Genomic DNA, 18979 nt, shown 5'->3' with positions numbered 1-18979 from the left:
AAAAAAACCTTTGAACCTTTGCTTCAATGAACCTTTGTACCTTAAAAAGAAATCACCGTTGAATTCTTGACTTCGCTAATCATAAACATGCTTTGTGTACTCCCTATGTGTTGCAGCGATGTAAGTTTGGTTACCAAAAATTCCCGGTAAGCTTCCATATCTTTTACCAGAACTTTCAGGATATAATCATAGTCACCGCTTACGTGATGACATTCTAAAACCTCGTTGAGTTTAATGACTTCGCTTTCGAATTTGGTTAGGAATTCTTTGGTGTGCTGAATGAGTTTTAAATGGCAGAAAACTACAAATCCTTTATCGATTTTGGTTTTATCGACTAATGCTACATAGTTTTTGATTATTCCTTCGCGCTCCAGTTTTTTGATACGTTCGTAAACTGCAGTTACCGACAGATTGAGTTTTAAGGATAATTCTTTGGTTGTCTTTTTACTATCTGTTTGTAATAAAACGAGGAGTTTTTTATCGGTGGCGTCTAAGGTCATGCTTATGGTTTATGGTTTATGGTTTATGGTTTATTGTTTGTTTTTGAGATGAAAGAAAATCTATTGATTTGGTATTTCTAAATCAAATTTAGATAAATAATCTTTATTTAAACATTTATATAGTTTTAAAATCTAAATATAAACTTCATGGTTGATTAATTTTCTTAATAAACGTTATTTTGAATTAGGATTTCTTTTGAAAATAGGTTTCATAGCCCAGATTAAAGTGTAAAGCCCGGAGTAAAAAAGGCAAAAAGTTTCTTGTTCTAAAAAAGCGACCAACGGAAGCTCTTTTTAGGACATTAGAAACTTGCATTTTTTATGAGGACTTGAAACGGAAAGCTGGAATAGCTTCAAATTAAAATCCCAAATTTTAAATTCCAAATTCCAATGAAAATGGTTAAAAATTAAAGTTTGATTAAAAGATTTCAACAACTTGAAACTTGAAACAAATAAAAACTAGAAACTAAAAACATATGAAAAACTTTAACCCAGCAGACAAAATTCAGGATTTGCAATACTTTGGTGAATTTGGCGGTGTGAATCCCTCAATTTCCGATTCTTCGACTTATACTTTTCTTTCGGCAAAAACGATGTTCGATACTTTTGAAGGCAATATGGAAGGCTGTTATTTGTATTCGCGCCATTCATCGCCTAGTAATTTATATCTGGATCAGGCTCTTGCAGCGATGGAAGGAACGGAAACAGCTAATGTTTCGGCTTCCGGAATGGGAGCAATTACACCTACTTTATTACAGCTTTGCGGTGCGGGAGATCACATTGTTTCAAGCCGAACGATTTATGGCGGAACGTATGCTTTCCTGAAGAATTTTACGCCGAGATTTGGAATTGAAACGAGTTTTGTAGACATCACAAAACTGGATGTTGTGGAAGCTGCAATTACACCTAAAACAAAAGTTTTATATTGCGAAACAGTAAGTAATCCGTTATTGGAAGTGGCTGATATTGCAGGCTTGGCGCAAATTGCCAAAAGACATAATTTGCAATTGGTTGTCGATAATACATTCTCGCCTTTGTCTGTTTCGCCTGCTAAATTAGGTGCAGATATTGTAATTCATAGTTTGACAAAATACATTAACGGAAGCAGTGATACGGTTGGAGGTGTGACTTGTGGATCGAAGGAATTTATTAATTCGCTGAAAAACGTAAACTCGGGAGCCAGTATGCTTTTAGGTCCAACAATGGATAGTTTAAGATCGGCTTCTGTAATGAAAAACCTGCGTACGCTTCATATCCGAATTAAACAACACAGCCATAATGCGCATATCCTTGCGGATAAATTTGAAGCCGACGGTTTAAAAACGGTTTATCCGGGATTGAAAAGTCACCCAAGTCATGAATTGTACAAAACGATGATTAATCCGGAATATGGTTTTGGCGGAATGATGACAATTGATGTGGGAACTCTGGCTAAAGCCAATGAATTAATGGAATTAATGCAAGCCAGAAACTTGGGCTATCTGGCGGTAAGTTTAGGATTTTACAAAACGTTGTTTAGCGCGCCGGGAACTTCAACTTCTAGTGAAATTCCGTTAGAAGAACAACATGAAATGGGATTAACCGATGGATTAATTCGCTTTTCTATTGGTTTGGACAACGATATTGAGCGCACTTATCAAATGATGAAAGCTTGTATGGTGGAACTTGGAATTTTATAGATTTTTAGCCCACGGGTTTTACGGGTTTAAACAGGTTTTCACTGGTTTATTTTGTTAAAGCTTAAAGTCTCTATTCTCATTCCGACGAAATGATAAATCGAATCAAGAGATCAACGCACTATATGGTGACGTATGTATTTTCTCGTTCATCGAAATTACAAAAAAGCCATTCTGAAATTATTCAGAACGGCTTTTGCTTTTTAGTTTTGTTCAAAATGTTTGAAAGATGCCCAATATTTATCTTTATAGATTTCTGAAGTAACTTTTAGTTCTTTTGAATATTTTGTTTCAATTTCGCTTAAAATTTTTGATGGTTTTCTAAAATCTTTGCAGGCAAAATAAATCTCTCGTTTATTATTTCCTGTTTCTCTGCCGATGTTTAAATATCCTTCAAAATCTTTTAATTCACTCGTTAATTCATCTTCAAAATTATCAAGGAATTTATACATTTTTTCATCCGGCATTCCGTTATTGCTTTTACCATCAAAAAATACAGTCACAATAGTAATCCACGGGTGTGACATTTTAGCATCCCAATTAACAAGATCAGTATTTATTACGGCTAATAAAGGTCCGTTTTCTGTGTTGGTTTCCAGACATGCATAACTGTCATTTTCTGTATTATGCCTGATTGCTTCATATTTTTCGACAAATTCTTTTTCTCTCCAGATCAGGTAATCTTTTAGCTTTTCAATTGGAATCAGTTCTTCATTAACGCCTTCTTTTCCCACTATGCTTAAATGATCAATTATGGTTAAGGAATCCAGCTCTCCCAGAAAATTATCCAGAAAAATATAAATTCCGTTTGTTATAAGTCGCCTTTGTTCTTCTATAAAATCATCATAAACAATTGTCAAATCAATTTTATCTGAATATTCTTTATGATTATTTGAATAGAATTTTATGTTCTCTTTGTTAAACTCAAATTCTTCCATTTTGATTCCAAAACCTGTCATATCTGTTGCAGGTTTTAGCGCTGTAAATTTCCAACCTTCAATTTTGGGGGCTGCCTTAACTAACTCTTCTACAAAAAAAATGTTTTTTATTACTCCTTCGGGCGTGAAAATAAGTTCAACAGTATCATCATTATACATTCCCGTCAAAAAATAAAAACCGCTTTGAATCTCATTTAGTTTTGGAGCCATTTTATTAAAAAAATCCTGCTCAATATTTTCTCTATTCTTAACGATTTTGAAAAAATCTTTTTCATGTTGTAAAAACCAGTCCCAAAAATCACTGTAAGATGTAATAGCGGCTTCTTTTTTACTAAATATGTTTTTGAAAAAACTCATGCATTTAAAAATTTAAATTTAATATTTACTAATAAACAAATTAAAGAAAATTTTGTATCGTAAGAAAATATTTATATTAAATAATTTCATTTTATTTATAAAAAAACCGCTCTGACAATCCTGTCAGAGCGGTTTTTTAAAATATGATTGTTAACCTCTAGCTTTTAACCTCAACAAAATTAAGTTTACTGTTTTTTCGGCTGTAGGTAAAGTAAATCACAAGTCCTATTAATAACCAGATTGTAAAGTAAATCCAGTTCCAGACGCTTAATTCGGCCATCATGTAAAGGCAGCAGATTAATCCTAAAAGCGGAATTAACGATAAATTTTGTCTGAACGACCACACGGCTAATCCAACTAATACGAATAAGAATATCCACATTGGGATTTTGTGCTTGAATAAACTGAAACCTGATTCGTATTTTAAAGAATCGTCGATTGGCAATCCTTTTACAACGGCAGCATATTTTGCATCGTCGTCCTGATATTGACTTAGTAAATGTTCTAAATCTGCGGTTTCGGCAGTTTTATTGTGAACATCGATACTTTCTAAATAATTGAAAACTTTAGCCGATTGTTCTTTATCTAATGATGTAATAATAGTTGTAGCATCATTTGTCTGAGCATCATTATTAATAAAAGCCATTGTCGCTTTATTATTGAAAGCAAAGGCGTAATACAATCCAGCAATCATTAAAACAGGCAGGATATATTTTGAATTGACATAAGGTGTTTTGAATTTACCTCTTGGAATTTCCGGTTTATTTTGTAAAACCAAAACTCCCGCACAAACCAATACAAAGGCAAATAAAGTACCAATACTGCATAAATCTGTAACCATAGTCAGGTTCAGAAACAAAGCCGGAACTGCCACTACAAAACCGGTTACGATTGTTGCGAAAGAGGGTGTTTTGAATTTTGGGTGAACGGTAGAAAATTTCTTTGGCAATAAACCATCACGGCTCATACTCATCCAGATACGCGGTTGCCCCATCTGAAAAACCAAAAGAACACTCGCCATTGCCACTACAGCACTTACGGCAATAATTCCCGACATCCATTTGAGGTTTAATTTATCGAAAACAAACGCCAGAGGATCTCCAACATTTAATTCGTTATAACGCACCATTCCGGTTAAAACCAAAGCAATGGCAATATATAAAATAGTACAAATGATAATTGCCCACATCATACCACGTGGTAAATCACGTTGCGGATTTTTACATTCTTCAGCCGTTGTTGAAATGGCATCAAAACCAATATAAGCAAAGAAAACAGCCGAAACTCCTTTTAAAACGCCGCTAACTCCATTTGGTGCAAACGGATGCCAATTGGCAGTATCTACATAAAATACACCAACTGCAATTACTAAAAGTACGATGCAAAGTTTTACAATAACCATTAAATTACTCGCATTACGGGATTCTTTCATTCCTCTGTAAACCAAAGCGGTAATTAAAACAATGATAAACAATGCCGGTAAATCAGCCACAAAATGGAAAGAACCAATTGTTGGCGCTGTAGTCCAGGCGGTGTGAGCGGCTTGTAAAGAAGCGCTTAAGTTTCCAAAAGATTTTCCGCTTTGCATTAAAGCTTCTGCATCTGTAAAACCTGTTGAAGCGGTTAGATAATCCATCTGGATCCATTGCGGGAGATGAATTCCGCCACTCTGGAGCAAACCAGTAAAGTAATCACTCCATGATATTGCGACCGTTATATTCCCTACGGCATATTCCATGATTAAAGCCCAACCAATTATCCAGGCGATTAATTCTCCAAAAGCTACGTATGAATAGGTGTAAGCACTTCCTGAAACGGGAACCATCGAAGCAAATTCGGCGTAAGCAAATGCTGCGAAACTACAGGCTAATGCAGTAAATAAAAACAAGAAAATTACAGCTGGACCTCCATCGGCACTGGCTTTCCCGATGGTACTAAAAATTCCTGCCCCTACAATAGCAGCAATCCCAAAAGCAGTTAAATCTTTGGTGGTTAAATGCTTTCCTAATGCATTATGACCATCTGCTTCGTTTTTTGCAACTTGTTTCAGAATATCTTGTACCGTTTTTTTTCGGAATAAACCTGATAATGCCATATGTGAGTTTGCTTTATAAATTAATATATTTCGGTCTTTGTGGTTTTATTTTGCAAATAATGCAAAAATTATCCTGATTTCAAATATATAAAACCATTTTGTTTTGTGTGTGTTTTTTGTGGTGAATTATTTTGCCCACGGATTATGCTGATTAAACAGATTGACGCAGTTTTTTTACCAGGTCGCTAAAACGCGAAGTTTTTTTTTAGCCACAAATTTCACAAATTAGCATAAATTATTTTTTACGCAGAGTTTTTTTTGCCACGAATTACACAAATTTTCTCGAATTATTATTTCACGCAAATTTGGCAGATTGAGCAGATTTATTTTTGAATAGAATAAGATTTTAAAAATCAGCTTGATCTGCCAAATCTGCGTGAAACAAAAAAAACCGTGCTTATCCGCGTTTTCAGGAAGTGAATCCGTGTCATCCGTGTGCCATTTCTCTTCAGTGTTTATCAAAAAAAAAATCCGCACTTATCCGCGTTTTCACGAAGTGAATCCGTGTCATCTGCGTGCCATTTCTCTTCAGTCTTTATCAAAAAAATCCGCACTTATCCGCGTTTTCACGAAATGAATCCGTGTCATCCGCGTGCCATCTCTCAACGCAGACAGTTTCTCAAAATACTTACCGGATGTTGCGCTTCACGACTAGTTCCGTCAAAAATTTGATGACGGCAGCTTGTTCCTGCAGCGGCGATTTCAACGTTTTGGGCTGTGGCTCGTACTTTAGGGAAAAGTGTATCCTCACCCATTTGCATACTTACCTGATAATGTTCTTTTTCGTAGCCAAAAGATCCCGCCATTCCGCAACAGCCTGAATTGTAAATCGTAACTGTATTATTCGTTGGTAAATTCAGCATCGCGAAAGTCGCTTCAACAGAACTCAATGATTTCTGGTGACAATGTCCGTGAATTTTGATTTCTTTCTTTTCTTCAGAGAATGAATCGGGTGTTATTTTTCCATCTATAATTTCTCTTTTAAAGAATTCTTCGATTGTAAACGCGCAATGTGATACTTTTTCAGCGGCTTCTTTATTATCTGCCAAACGCAAATATTCATCTCTAAAAGTCAAAATTGCCGAAGGTTCAATCCCGATTAAAGGCGCTTTCGCAGAAATTAAATCCTTGAAGATATTTACGTTTGTATTGGCTATTTTTTTTGCTTCTTCCAGAAATCCTTTTGATAAATACGTTCGTCCGCTTTCTTCGTGGTTGACAATTAGAACTTCGTAACCTAATTTTGTCAGTAATTCAAAAGCATCGATTCCGATATTGACATCATAATAATTCGTGAATTCGTCGTTAAATAAATACACTTGTCCGTTTGGGAAATCCTGATTTTGTTTTTTATGACTTTCAAACCATTTTTTAAACGTTTTTTTTGCCAAAAGCGGAACTTCTCTTTCCGACGCAATTCCCATGCTTTTTTTCACGAGCGATTGATTCGAAATAAAGTTGGTTATGGACGGAAACAAACTTCCCATTTTATTTAGTTTTGCGTTGTGCGCAAAAATCTTATTTCGGGTCGAGAAACCGTTTGCTTTTTGGTATTGGTATAAAAACTCCGCTTTCAAAGTGGCAACGTCAACATTACTCGGACATTCGCTGGCGCAGGCTTTACAGCTCACACACAACTCAAAAACTTCGTAAAGTTCTTTCTGGTCAAATTTATTTTCTTTTTCAGAATACGTCAAATATTCACGTAACGCATTGGCTCTCGCACGCGTTGTTTCTTTTTCGTTTTTGGTCGCACGATAACTCGGACACATCGCTCCTCCTGCCGATGGCAATTTCCTGCAATCTCCTGATCCGTTGCATTTTTCGGCAGCACGCAAAATTCCTAAACTGTCTGAGAAATCCTGAAACGTTTTAATTTCCGGTTCTACCCTGCCCGAAACTACACGATGGTTTTCGTCCATTTTTAAAGCGTTGACAATCTTCCCGATATTCAAAACCGAATTAGGGTCAAACGCTAATTTGATTCTTTTGAGCAATTCATAATTCGTCTCGCCTATCATAAACGGAATAAATTCTCCGCGCACAATTCCGTCGCCGTGTTCACCGCTCAACGAACCTCTGTATTTTTTTACCAAAATCGCCACATCGGTCGCGATGGTTCTAAAGAGTTTTAAGTCAGATGTTTTCTTTAAATTCAAAACCGGACGCAAATGCAGTTCTCCCGCTCCGGCGTGTGCGTAATAAATGGCGCCTTGTCCGTGGCGTAACATCATTGCCGAAAATTCCTCGATATAAGCCGGTAAATCGCTTAATTCAACCGCTGTATCTTCAATAGAATCGGCTGCTTTGTCATCGCCAACAATACTGCCTAAAAGTCCGAGACCGGCTTTTCGAAGTTCATTTACTTTCTCGATATCGGCTCCGTAAATTTTTACAAGTGCATAACCAAAGTTGTTTTTTTCTAAATCTGCCACTAAAGCAGTTGCCTGATTCTCGGCATCTTCAGGATCGTGCGAAGCGACTTCAAACATCATAATCGCTTTGGGTTCACCAACCAAAAAGAATCTGTTTTTAACGTGTTCGCGGCTCGTTTTGGTACAATCTAAAATCGTATCGTCGATCATTTCGCAAGTGTACAAATGATGTTTCATGGCTACTACAACAGATTCCAGCGATTCCTGAATACTATGATAATGCGCCACGACCATAATATTATGAACAGGCGGTAAATCGTCAACTTTTAAAGTGATTTCAGTCGTGAAAACAAGCGTTCCCTCGCTTCCGCACAGTAATTTTCCAACGTTAATGGTTGGTTCTGTTCCGCCAAATAAATCTGATTTTAAGAGAATATCAACCGCATAACCTGTATTTCGTCTGTGAATCTCTGGTTTTGGAAACTCCTTTATAATTTCGTCCTGTGTTGCTTTTACAGACAGTTCGTCGTAAAGACTTTTGTATATTTTATTTTCTAAAGTATCTCCTTTTGTTTTTTCGATAAATTCTGCCGAAGTCAGTTCGTTAAAAACAACCTCCGATCCATCGCTTAAAAGTCCTTTAATTTCTACAATTTTATCTCGCGTAACACCATAACGAATCGAAGTTGTTCCGGAAGAATTATTACCCACCATTCCGCCAATCATACAGCGGTTTGTTGTGGATGTATTAGGACCGAAAAATACGTTATGTGGTTTTAAAAATAAATTCAGTTCGTCGCGAATTACGCCAGGCTGAACCGTAACCGTTTTTTTAACAGCGTCAAAATTCAGGATTTTAGTAAAATTTTTCGAAACATCAACCACAATTCCGTCACCAACGGTTTGTCCCGCAAGCGAAGTTCCCGCAGTTCTGGGTGTAATCGAAATATGATGCTGCGCCGCAAACCGGATCAGTTTACTAATATCTTCAATGGTTTTAGGCACCGCAACGGCTTTTGGTCGAATCCTGTATACCGAAGCATCGGTGGAATAAAGCGTTTTATGAAGATCATCAAATAAAAGTATACCTTCTAATGATGCTGATAATTGTTCTAACTCTTTATTTATTGACATTATAACTGAATTTATGGCTTTTCTTTTCAATTACAAAAATAGTTTTTTTTAAGGTTCTTTTATTAGGTTCTGAGGTTCAAAGTTGCAAAGGCTCAAAGGTTTTTTTCCTTGCCATTTCTTTTCATCATATAAGTTATATAAGTTCATCTTAGAAAACTAATTTGAAGCAAAATTGTCATAGACCGAAGGAGAAATCACATAAGCTTTACGCATACTAAACCCGACATGTTTTTAAAACCTGTCGGGTTTCGCGAACAGACGAAATGACAAGATCACGAATAACTAGATTTGACAAAAAGTTTGTCATTCTAAGGAACGAAGAATCTCATCAAGTAACTCCGCAACAGTGTGTTCGTCCCACGTGTGATTTCTCCCTTTGGTCGAAATGACAAGATCACGGATGAATTTGGCGGAAATTAATTTATACAAAAAATGATTCTTCAATAACTCTGTAACTCATAAAAACACATCCGAAAAGAGTTTCTGTTCCTTTAATAATTAGCCAATCCAGTATTCCTTTATTTATAAGTTGATATAATTCGTATTCAATATATTCATCACTATAATTTAATTTTTGATATTCTGGATGAGTTCTTATCAACTCTGAAAATTTCCATTGCGAAAATTTAATTTCGTTTACCGTAATATCATACTCATAGATAACTCCATCTTTTTGAGCGGTACAACCGCTTCCGTGAAAATAATAATCAATTCCGTCAATAATTCCTCTACGCTCAAAAAAAGTACTTGAAAACAAGCATGGATTTTTATCGCTTTTGTATTTGTCTTTTAATAAAGCTTCAAAAGCTCTTATAAAATTAATGTAGTCAGTTAAAATTTCTTTTATCATAGTTAAAAACGAATTCATAATTTGATTCGAAATATATGTTATTTTTTTGCGCTCAGATTTATTTATTTTTATCTAATTTACTTCTCAAGTAAACAATTTCGTTTTTTAAATTAATTATTTGCTCCTTATATAATTCTCGCTCAATATCAAAAAGTTCTGTCAATTTTCTTTTTTCATTATTATCAATCTCATTTGATTTAGCTTGAATTTTATTTGTTAAGAATTGATTTTCATGGAAATCAATAATATGATTTATATCAAGTTCAAAAATCAACGCTACCTTCCTAAGTCTCTCTAAATTAATTTTTGTTTTTCCTCTCTCAATATCAGAATATGCTGATTGCGATATTTCTAACAAATCAGCAATATACTCCTGAGAATACCCTTTAATAATTCTAATTTTTCTAATTTTTTCGCCAATCATTTTTTCTTTCAAATATAGGTAATAACTTATAATTAAAATCAATTATTATAAGTCAAAACCTATAAATTATAGGTGCGTGTAATTGTAGTTTTGAGATTATTAACAAACCAAAATTTTATAATTATGAAAAATAAAAAATTATTTATGTTATTATTTTTAATACTAACATGTTGCTTATCTTGTGATAAAGAGCAAATTAGCGAATCAAATGAAAAAATAGTTTTGCCGTACAAAATTAACATTGAAAATGGAAGGCTTTCTTTTCCTAATAAGACTACTTTCTCAGAATTTTATAATAAATCAAAAAACGAAGGCAATGACGAAATTGCTTATATGTTAGAACAAAAATTCTACAAGAATGACTTTTACTCTTTAAAGCCTATCGTTAACGATGAAACGGAAATTAAAGAAATTCAAAAACACTTTTCCAGAATTAAGAAACAACGATTGACTAATAAATTGATAAATGCAAAAAACGCTTCGCAGATGCCGGATAAAGAGATATTAGATGAGGCAATTGTTGAACATTATGATGAATTAGATGACATATTAGGTGATGAATTATTCCTAAGTCTTCTAAATGAAAATGCGGAAATACAAGTTGATGATGTAATATATAAATATACAGATAACGGAATCTTATTTTGTAATAAAGAATACATTTATGAACTTTATGATTTCATGAGCCTATATGGAGTTAACTCTCTGAGTGATATTGGAGAATTAAACATGAATCAAAAATATCCTAAGTTTAATTATGATGGTGGTTTAAAACAGGTTACAAATCATATAAGTTCTTTTGTAGATAAAAAAGAAACCGAAAACACTTTTAATCCTATAAAAAATATAGCTGCAAAATCAATGCCGTCAGAAACTTTTGGAGCTTTAATTGCTCCCGTATTGACTAATGTTGTAGATAATCTTCAAGTATGTAATCCACGCAGTCCTTGGCTAGCAAATCTTTTTGGAGAAACTAAAATATGTACAACAAATTATGAGAGTAAACGTCGGGTAAAATTAAAATATTATAATGTAAACTTATTTTTAGCATTTTCAATTGGCGTTAATGTAAAACATCAATTTAGAGGCTGGACTGGAATTTGGAGAGAAGAAAACACAAATGAAGTTGCTTTGGGAGTAAATAGTGTAACCTGGTTTTTTGATAATTCAAAGGTTTTTAGTAATACAAGCAACAGTATGATAGCCAATTATTATGTAACCGACACCGGCAAACTATATACAAGCTTAAACAGTTATAATAATGCGATATATGCCGGAACAAATAAACCAATACCAAACTTACCAATCAAAAAACTTGACATGATAATTGAAGTTGCCGCCGATTATATAGGTAAAGATCTCACAGAATACCAAATTCGAAAATTATTCTATGGATCAATATATGGACAGGCTGAAAAAATAATGAAATCATTGAATAAACCAATGAACGAAATTGGAGTGATTATAAATCAAAGAGGTCAGACTATTGTACAATATTATAATTTAGGAACAAATTGTACTAATTGTTCTGACAGGCAAAAAACTTTCGATTGGGGAATAGTTAGTCCAAAAATAACGTACACTTTTGGAGCTGGAAATGGTGGTGATTTTAATGTAAAAACTGGTTTTAATGACCTAAAATTTGATTTTAAAAATCCTAAAGTTACAGGAATAAATATATATGGAATGGCAAACAAAAACGGAACATGGCATGGCTTTAAAATGGTTTTTTAATATTATATTTTTAATTCCGATAATCTTTTATTCTCAGGATAAAGATATTAAAAATAAAGGATTTAGCGTTGATGCATCAGCGCTAATCCTATTTCCCTATGATTTTAGCGTACCTTCAGAACATGATGAAATATCTGAGACTAGTAGAAAATCTAAAATATTAGGAACAAGCTTACACTTAAACTATTATCTCTCTAAGTGTTTTGCTTTTACAGTAAGTAGTGGTTATGAATCTATCAACCAGCCAAAAATAGATTATATCCCAATTACTGGCGGAATTAAATGGGTTCTAAACGATACAAAAGAAAGTTTTTTAACTTCTTTCGATTTTGGAGGACATTTGGGACATGTAGAAAAATTTGGTGTTTTATTACGAATAGGTGTTGGATATCGATTTGTGATTGCAAAAAAAATACTTGCCGATTTTGAATTATGTTACTCTCATCAAAATTTATATAAAACTTTTATCAAGCAGAATAATCAAACGATGGATTACCACAATATTGAAAGTGCCGGATTTAAAATAGGAATAGAAATATAGTAAATAATTTGAAATATGAAATTATCAAAAATAATAACTCTTTTGTTTGTACTAACATTTGGAACAAAGAGTATATCGCAAAATAAAGGAACATTAGAAAAATCGATTTTTGGAGTAGAAACCGGTTTTTTAGGTTTTTGGGTCAATAACGAAACCAGACTAATTTCTAACTTATCCCTAAAAAGTGAATTGGGTCTTGATGCAGGCTTTTTTGGAGGAGCATCAGATACCAAAATTGGTACTGTGCTTGTTCCTGTAATCACGTTAGAACCTAGATATTATTACAACATTGAAAAAAGAGCCCGCAATAACAAAACAACATCAAACAATAGCGCCAATTTTATTGCCTTAAACTTAAAATATCAACCCGATTTATTTATCATTTCAAATAGTGCTATAGATGCAATAACTAACATTTCTATTATTCCAAAATGGAGTATTCGTAGAAACCTGGGAAATCATTTTCATTATGAAACAGGTTTTGGTTTTGGGTACAGGTGTTTTTTAGAAAAAATAAATAACGAAAAAGGAGAAGTAGCTGTCGATTTACATTTAAGAATAGGCTACAATTTCTAAGTTAAAAAATTAATGATTTAAAATGAACTGCAAACCTTAAATCCCGATCTTAAAAGGTCGGGATTTTTTTGTTTATTTCTTTCTCATAATATTTCAAATCAAATTTAAAAATAGAAAGATTTTTCTTATTTTTACCACTTCTTAAACTACGACAATGAGAATTAATTTAAATTTACCCTTGTGGTAATGGTGCCGAATATTGTAAAAAACAATAACGCTCTAAAACGCGCGCAACACCTTATCAACATTGGTTTTAATCACAAAATGTCAAGTTATGAGTACAAACACTCTTTCAAAAGAAGCCCAAACAAGGCTAACAAATTTTTTCAACAACACAATTGAGCCAGAACAAATGGCAAAAGCATTAAGGCAAGTCAATTTTGTACTCGCCCTGGGAATTATCAGAGAAGATGAAACGCTTCAACAAGAAATTATCAAAGTAGAAAACAGCTTTTATTGGCTGAATGAACTAGCAGAGATTTTGAATCCTTATTTGGATGTGAAGTAAGATTTATTTTTACAATTAACTAAAAAACCCTCGATTTTTTAAGATCGAGGGTTTTTTAGTTGATTTCTTTGTTGTTATTGGAACGGGTATGAAGTCAGGAGACTTCACATAGCTAAATTTCACGTTTCAACAAGACTTTGAAAAGCGGGTTTGTTGTAAAATTAATTGGCATGAAATAGTTACCCCAACAATGCCCTCATGCAATTTTTACAATCCCTACTTACAGCACTTTACTTTTTATTGACAGTGTAAATTCCGCCCACAAGTAAAATGACGCCCAGCCCTAAATAAAGGTATCCCTGTTGTTTACCGGATTCGTTTGACGCATTAATTTTTAGTCCTAATAAATTGATTTGTATTATCGGCTATTTTGTTGATACCTATATATCCCACACCGAGACTAATAACGATTAGAATTATTCCTATTATTTTTGATGGATTCATGTTTTTTGAATTTAATTGTTTCTCTAATTTAAGAAAAATATTTTTCAATCAGTTAATAATATTCATTTTATCATGTGCTGGCGCGAGCGTCGCGCTCGTGAATGCAATCAAAATCAAACAATTGTCAGCAGACTTCGAAAATATCAAGCAAATAATTATTCATAGTTTTTTATCGTAGAAAGTAATTCTTTTTTGAATTTATAAATTTCATCAAGACTTTGCAAAGGTTGCTTTTCACCATTATCTTTTCCATTATGAAATAATTCTACATATTTGTTAGCTGAATTAAAATGTAATCTACATAATGGCTTTCTGTTATTATCGTCTAGTAAAATTCCAAAGTAAGATTGTGTATCTCTAAAAAATATTCTATTAGCAGGAATTGCCTCTCTTAAAATTGCTTTGATAATTTGTGAACCTTCTATTTCTTCTTCGGTTGTAATAAATCTTGGCGTTTCAATTTCTTCATCTACAGAAGATAATTTTTGATTTTCTTTTGATGGAATAGTTTCACCAATATTTAATGCGTTTTTAAGCCTGAAATTTATTGATTCATTTATAGAGTTAGCAAAAGCTTTCTTTGTGTATTCTTTAAAAGCAACTAATCTTGACGCAGTTAATGGTTTATTAAAGAATTTGCTTACTAGAAGCTTTACAATTTCATCAGACGGATTTTGTAATTCTTTTTCAAATTCATTCCTTATTGCTTTTATATATTTTAAGGCTTCTGCCGAGTCTAAAATATTTTCTAAATTATAACTGCTTTTGGTAAAATTTTCAAGGATTTTTAAGCTGGAATCAGAAATATTTGCCAAGTCTAATGTAAAAAATGGCTTTTCATCCATTATGTTTGGTTTTTCTAAATCAGCATAAAAATTATAAGTATGACCATTAGTTAAAACTCCAAAACGAGATTTTGAAACATGATAATATCTATGAAGTTGTGAATTATGTGCATCAACATTTTCTTTCCAATGTTTACATTCAATAATTAAAATGGGTTCACCATCTTTCTTAATTACATAATCTATTTTTTCGCCTTTTTTTGTACCAATATCACATATAAATTCTGGGATTACTTCTGTAGGATTAAAAATATCAAATCCCAAAATTTGAATAAATGGCATTACAAATGCATTTTTAGTAGCTTCTTCGGTATTAATTTGATCTTTTAGTGAATCAACTCTTTGGTGTAATTGTTCAAGTTTTAGTCTTAAATCTGCTTCCATATTTTTAGTATATTGGTGTTTCTATTGCTAGCTAAATGATGATTTGGGTTTATTCAATTTTCTACACAGTAGCAAAAATGATAACCAACTGACGCGAGCATCTCGCTCGTAAAAGCAATTTTCAAATGTAGACTATTGATTTACAAATTATTTACGGAAAACCGTATTTGTAGAGTTAAATCTTATTTATCAAAAATATCAATTAACCATTTCAAACAAGCAAGTACTTATACCTGATTATTTCAAAAGAAAAACCGTTTAGCAAATCTCGAATAAATCAAAACCTATCAAACGGTTTAAAAGATTATCTATAAAAAGAAGTTTATTCCTTCCCCCAAATCCTCGTATTTAAATCCAGTTCATGAACAATATCATGCATAAACTGTACAATCGAAAGATCTTCGGTAAGTAAATCAGGAACTAAGAGCGAAGTATGAATAGGCGCTTCGAAGTAATTGGTGCTTAACGGGAATGCTATATACATTTTTGAACTTATAAACGAGATCGAAATTGTTTCTTCGGACTTGCTGTTTAAGTTCAAAACTCTTTCCATCATAGCGGGCGTTAAGATATATCTCGCCTCGATTTGATTTCGTGAATAGGTAACAAAATGATCGTCGAAATTGGTATTTTCTAACTGTACAATTTCATTATTGCCAAAACTAAAAACATTTTTAGAAAACCAAGCCCCAACAGTGTTTCCAAAGTTTTTTGGTCGCACAACTGTCGAAACCGTAAAGTTTTTATTAAAGTCGGCGACAAAAATGATTCCTTTAAAAATCGTATGCCATTCGGTACGCGTTCCGTTTTTGGTTTGCGTCTCGGTTTTATATTCCGCGTGAACTTCGGCGAAAAAAATAGAAGTTTTGTCGACTTTTCCGCTTACTAAATCTTGTGTTTTATAGCGATCGGGTTCTGTTGTAAAAAGGTCAGAATTTATAAATTCACCTTCTGTAAGTCCGCTTTGAGGTACAAAAGTAAGGGTTTCGTTAATATTTTTTAATGCCGATGCTACAACATTGGTTTTATAAGCGACTTTGTATTTTTGTGCATCACCATCGATCTGAAAAAGCATTACAATGCCCACAATGATTGGGACCAAACTTGATATAATAGCCACAGTTGCAGCTCCTATAAGCAAACCTCCCACAATAAGCAATGCCGCAATACCAAATACGGTGTAACAAACAGTATAAGTCGACGCAATTTTTTTGCGGTCGACTTCTAATGTATTCAAAACCTCCTGCAAGGTTGGACTATTAACAATTTCTGAATCCATTAACTATTAAAAAGCTCTTTTGCACTAATGTTTTTACGTTCTTCTTCGGCAGTTGCTAGAACTTCAATTGGGGTATAACTAAGCATTCCTGCAAATAAATTACCTGGAAACATCATTATAGCGTTATTAAAATCTGTAACCACTGCGTTATAGGTTCTTCTGGCGGCAGCAATTTGTTCTTCACTTTCTGTCCAGGTAGTTTGCAAATTAGTAAAGCTTGCGTTTGCTTTTAAGTCAGGATAATTTTCAACATTTACCATTAAACCTTTTACTGTACTGCTTAATTCATTATCAATACTTGCTTTTTCGGTATCGCTGATTGAACCTGAAGTTGCTTTTGCACGAAGCTCAACGATTTTAGTTAAAGTACTTTGTTCGTAATCTGTATATTGTTTTACAATTTCAACCAAATTCGGAATTAAATCAAAACGTTTTTTCAGCATCACATCTATTGCCGAAAAAGCATTGGTTACCTGATTTCTTTTTCCGATAAGGGAATTGTAATAAAATATCCATAAAAAGATAAGAGGATAAGGATAGGTAAAATAACAAACATGAATTTGATTTTAATTGGTTTGGTCAAATATAAATAAAAAACGAAATAATACTTTTTTAATTTTACCGATTAAATCTCAAATTTCCCGAAGCCTTAAAAAACTCTCAGTTTCATTATATTTATATCCTAAATAAATTCCATTTTAGCGCTATCAAAAAACATTTCTTAAAACATTATTTTAATGAATAAAAACATACGCTCTCTTTACGAAATCGCTCAAAAAGAGACCCGAAAAATAATAGGTTTAATGTCCGGAACTTCGCTTGACGGACTTGATATTGCGCTTTGTGCTATTGCCGGCGCGGGTGAAAATACTGATGTAAAAATTCTTGAATTTGAAACCATTAATTATACGGAGGATATTAAAACCGAAATCAGGAAAGTATTTGCACAAAAAACAATCGATTTTCAGCATTTGGCTTTATTAAACGAGTGGATCGGGATTTTACAGGCGAATATGGTGAACGATTGTCTCACAAAATGGAATATTCCCGCCCAGGAAGTTGATTTAATTGCGTCGCACGGACAAACGGTTTTACACGCCCCGAAGTTTTTGCATCAGCAGGAAAAATTTCCCAATGCAACTTTGCAAATTGGCGATGGCGATCATATTGCAGTAAAAACGGGAATTATAACATTGTCTGACTTCAGGCAAAAACACGTTGCAGCAGGTGGCGAAGGTGCGCCTTTAGCAGTTTATGGGGATTATTTGTTATTCAGTAAAAAAGGCGAAAACCGCATTATGCTCAACATGGGCGGAATCGCAAATTTTACCTTTCTTCCCGCTTCCCTCAATGCCGAAGAGGTTTTTGTAACCGATACCGGAACTGCAAATACTTTAATCGATATTTACACCAAACATTTTTTTCCTGAAAAAAGCTACGATAAAGATGCCGAAATCTCTAAAAGCGGCATCGTAAATCAAGACCTTCTAACGGAATTAAAAAGTGATGCTTTCTTCAAAAAAAGTTTTCCAAAAACAATTGGTCAGGAATTATTCAATTTTGAATTTGTACAAAAAGCAATTATAAAAACAGGATTAGAGAATATTTCGGCACCAGATTTGTTAGCTACTTTAACACGCCTTAGTGCTGAAACCATTGCCGAAGCGATTTTGTTTGTGGTCAACAATACAACAACGCCCATGGAGGATTTCACGGTTTATATGTCGGGAGGTGGCGCAAACAATCCGCTATTGGTGCGCTGGTTAAAGGAATTATTGCATTGTGGGTTTCAAAAAAGTGATGATCTGGGTATTGCAGGCGATGCAAAAGAAGCGGTTTTATTTGCCATTTTAGCCAATGAAACTGTGGCGGGCGGAGATTATAATTTTGGTTCGAAAAAAGGAATTCCGTCTGTAACAATGGGAAAAATTTCTTTTCCGGATTAAAATAATTTTTGTTTCACGCAGTCACGATAGCTATCGGGAGCAGATTTAGCAGATTTAATTTAGTTTTAAAAAAGATAATCTGCGCGCATCTGCTTAAATCTTTTTAAATCTGCGTGAAATTTTTATTAAGATAATCTATGTAAATCATTTTAATCTGTGGCTTAAAATTTGTTTCACGCAGATTTGGCAGATTTAGCAGATTTAATTTTAGTTTATAAAAAAATAATTTGCGCGCATCTGCTCAGATCTTTTTAAATCTGCGTGAAATTTTTATTAAGATAATATATGTGAATCATTTTAATCTGTGGCTTAAAATTTGTTTCACGAAGTCCCAATAGCTATATGGACAGATTTTTTTATCAAATAGAAACAA

The 18979-nt window shown here is 33.5% G+C and carries 15 protein-coding genes; 6 read left to right on the top strand and 9 right to left on the bottom strand.

The window, feature by feature from the left end:
• Positions 1 to 41: 41 nt before the first annotated feature.
• A complete protein-coding gene (locus tag ACHRVX_RS00455; RefSeq protein ID WP_035684484.1) occupies positions 42 to 500 on the bottom strand; it encodes an Lrp/AsnC family transcriptional regulator in 459 nt (152 codons plus the stop codon).
• Between the two features lie 476 nt (positions 501 to 976).
• Here ACHRVX_RS00455 and ACHRVX_RS00450 point away from each other — a divergent pair, with 476 nt between their 5' ends.
• A complete protein-coding gene (locus ACHRVX_RS00450; RefSeq protein WP_395327700.1) occupies positions 977 to 2179 on the top strand; it encodes an aminotransferase class I/II-fold pyridoxal phosphate-dependent enzyme in 1203 nt (400 codons plus the stop codon).
• Positions 2180 to 2379: 200 nt separating this feature from the next.
• Here ACHRVX_RS00450 and ACHRVX_RS00445 read toward each other — a convergent pair whose 3' ends face one another.
• The 5 genes from ACHRVX_RS00445 to ACHRVX_RS00425 all read right to left on the bottom strand — a co-directional run bounded on the left by ACHRVX_RS00445 (position 2380) and on the right by ACHRVX_RS00425 (position 10361).
• Positions 2380 to 3471, bottom strand: coding sequence for a DUF695 domain-containing protein (locus ACHRVX_RS00445; protein WP_395327698.1), 1092 nt, complete (start codon positions 3469 to 3471; stop codon positions 2380 to 2382).
• Positions 3472 to 3628: 157 nt separating this feature from the next.
• Positions 3629 to 5566 carry an amino acid permease gene (locus ACHRVX_RS00440; protein ID WP_395327696.1) on the bottom strand — a complete coding sequence of 646 codons (1938 nt, stop codon included), beginning with the start codon at positions 5564 to 5566 and terminating at the stop codon, positions 3629 to 3631.
• A gap of 602 nt (positions 5567 to 6168) precedes the next feature.
• Positions 6169 to 9075 (bottom strand): FAD-binding and (Fe-S)-binding domain-containing protein, encoded by a 2907-nt coding sequence (locus ACHRVX_RS00435; protein ID WP_395327694.1) that lies wholly within the window; start codon positions 9073 to 9075, stop codon positions 6169 to 6171.
• A gap of 421 nt (positions 9076 to 9496) precedes the next feature.
• A complete protein-coding gene (locus tag ACHRVX_RS00430; protein WP_395327692.1) occupies positions 9497 to 9925 on the bottom strand; it encodes a DUF6896 domain-containing protein in 429 nt (142 codons plus the stop codon).
• A gap of 58 nt (positions 9926 to 9983) precedes the next feature.
• The gene (locus ACHRVX_RS00425) at positions 9984 to 10361 is read right to left on the bottom strand and encodes a helix-turn-helix domain-containing protein (RefSeq protein WP_395327690.1); all 378 of its coding nucleotides are present in this window, start codon (positions 10359 to 10361) and stop codon (positions 9984 to 9986) included.
• Positions 10362 to 10472: 111 nt separating this feature from the next.
• Here ACHRVX_RS00425 and ACHRVX_RS00420 point away from each other — a divergent pair, with 111 nt between their 5' ends.
• The 4 genes from ACHRVX_RS00420 (at position 10473) to ACHRVX_RS00405 (ending at position 13708) form a co-directional block, all read left to right on the top strand.
• Positions 10473 to 12083, top strand: a complete 1611-nt coding sequence (locus ACHRVX_RS00420) for a hypothetical protein (protein ID WP_395327688.1) — start codon at positions 10473 to 10475, stop codon at positions 12081 to 12083.
• Positions 12061 to 12624 carry a hypothetical protein gene (locus ACHRVX_RS00415; protein WP_395327686.1) on the top strand — a complete coding sequence of 188 codons (564 nt, stop codon included), beginning with the start codon at positions 12061 to 12063 and terminating at the stop codon, positions 12622 to 12624. The genes ACHRVX_RS00420 and ACHRVX_RS00415 overlap by 23 nt, the downstream gene beginning before the upstream one ends.
• 15 nt (positions 12625 to 12639) lie before the next feature.
• On the top strand, positions 12640 to 13200 hold the full coding sequence (locus tag ACHRVX_RS00410; RefSeq protein ID WP_395327684.1) for a hypothetical protein: 561 nt from the start codon (positions 12640 to 12642) through the stop codon (positions 13198 to 13200).
• 274 nt (positions 13201 to 13474) lie between these two features.
• On the top strand, positions 13475 to 13708 hold the full coding sequence (locus ACHRVX_RS00405; protein WP_395327682.1) for a hypothetical protein: 234 nt from the start codon (positions 13475 to 13477) through the stop codon (positions 13706 to 13708).
• A gap of 599 nt (positions 13709 to 14307) precedes the next feature.
• Here the strand turns inward: ACHRVX_RS00405 and ACHRVX_RS00400 are convergent.
• The 3 genes from ACHRVX_RS00400 to ACHRVX_RS00390 form a co-directional block, all read right to left on the bottom strand.
• The gene (locus ACHRVX_RS00400) at positions 14308 to 15381 is read right to left on the bottom strand and encodes a type I restriction endonuclease (protein WP_395327679.1); all 1074 of its coding nucleotides are present in this window, start codon (positions 15379 to 15381) and stop codon (positions 14308 to 14310) included.
• A 322-nt stretch (positions 15382 to 15703) separates the two neighbouring features.
• Positions 15704 to 16660, bottom strand: a complete 957-nt coding sequence (locus ACHRVX_RS00395; protein ID WP_395327677.1) for a DUF3137 domain-containing protein — start codon at positions 16658 to 16660, stop codon at positions 15704 to 15706.
• Positions 16660 to 17172, bottom strand: a complete 513-nt coding sequence (locus tag ACHRVX_RS00390) for a LemA family protein (RefSeq protein WP_395330265.1) — start codon at positions 17170 to 17172, stop codon at positions 16660 to 16662. Before ACHRVX_RS00390 ends, ACHRVX_RS00395 begins: the two co-directional genes overlap by 1 nt.
• Positions 17173 to 17397: 225 nt before the next feature.
• On the opposite strand from ACHRVX_RS00390, the gene ACHRVX_RS00385 reads away from it, so the two are divergent.
• Entirely contained in the window at positions 17398 to 18606 is a 1209-nt protein-coding gene (locus tag ACHRVX_RS00385; protein ID WP_395327674.1) for an anhydro-N-acetylmuramic acid kinase, read from the top strand.
• Positions 18607 to 18979: the final 373 nt, after the last annotated feature.

The organism is Flavobacterium sp. FlaQc-47 (assembly GCF_044006475.1).
GTDB lineage: Bacteria > Bacteroidota > Bacteroidia > Flavobacteriales > Flavobacteriaceae > Flavobacterium.
Note: the sequence above shows the minus strand (reverse complement) of the source record. Positions and strands in the feature narration are given on the sequence as shown.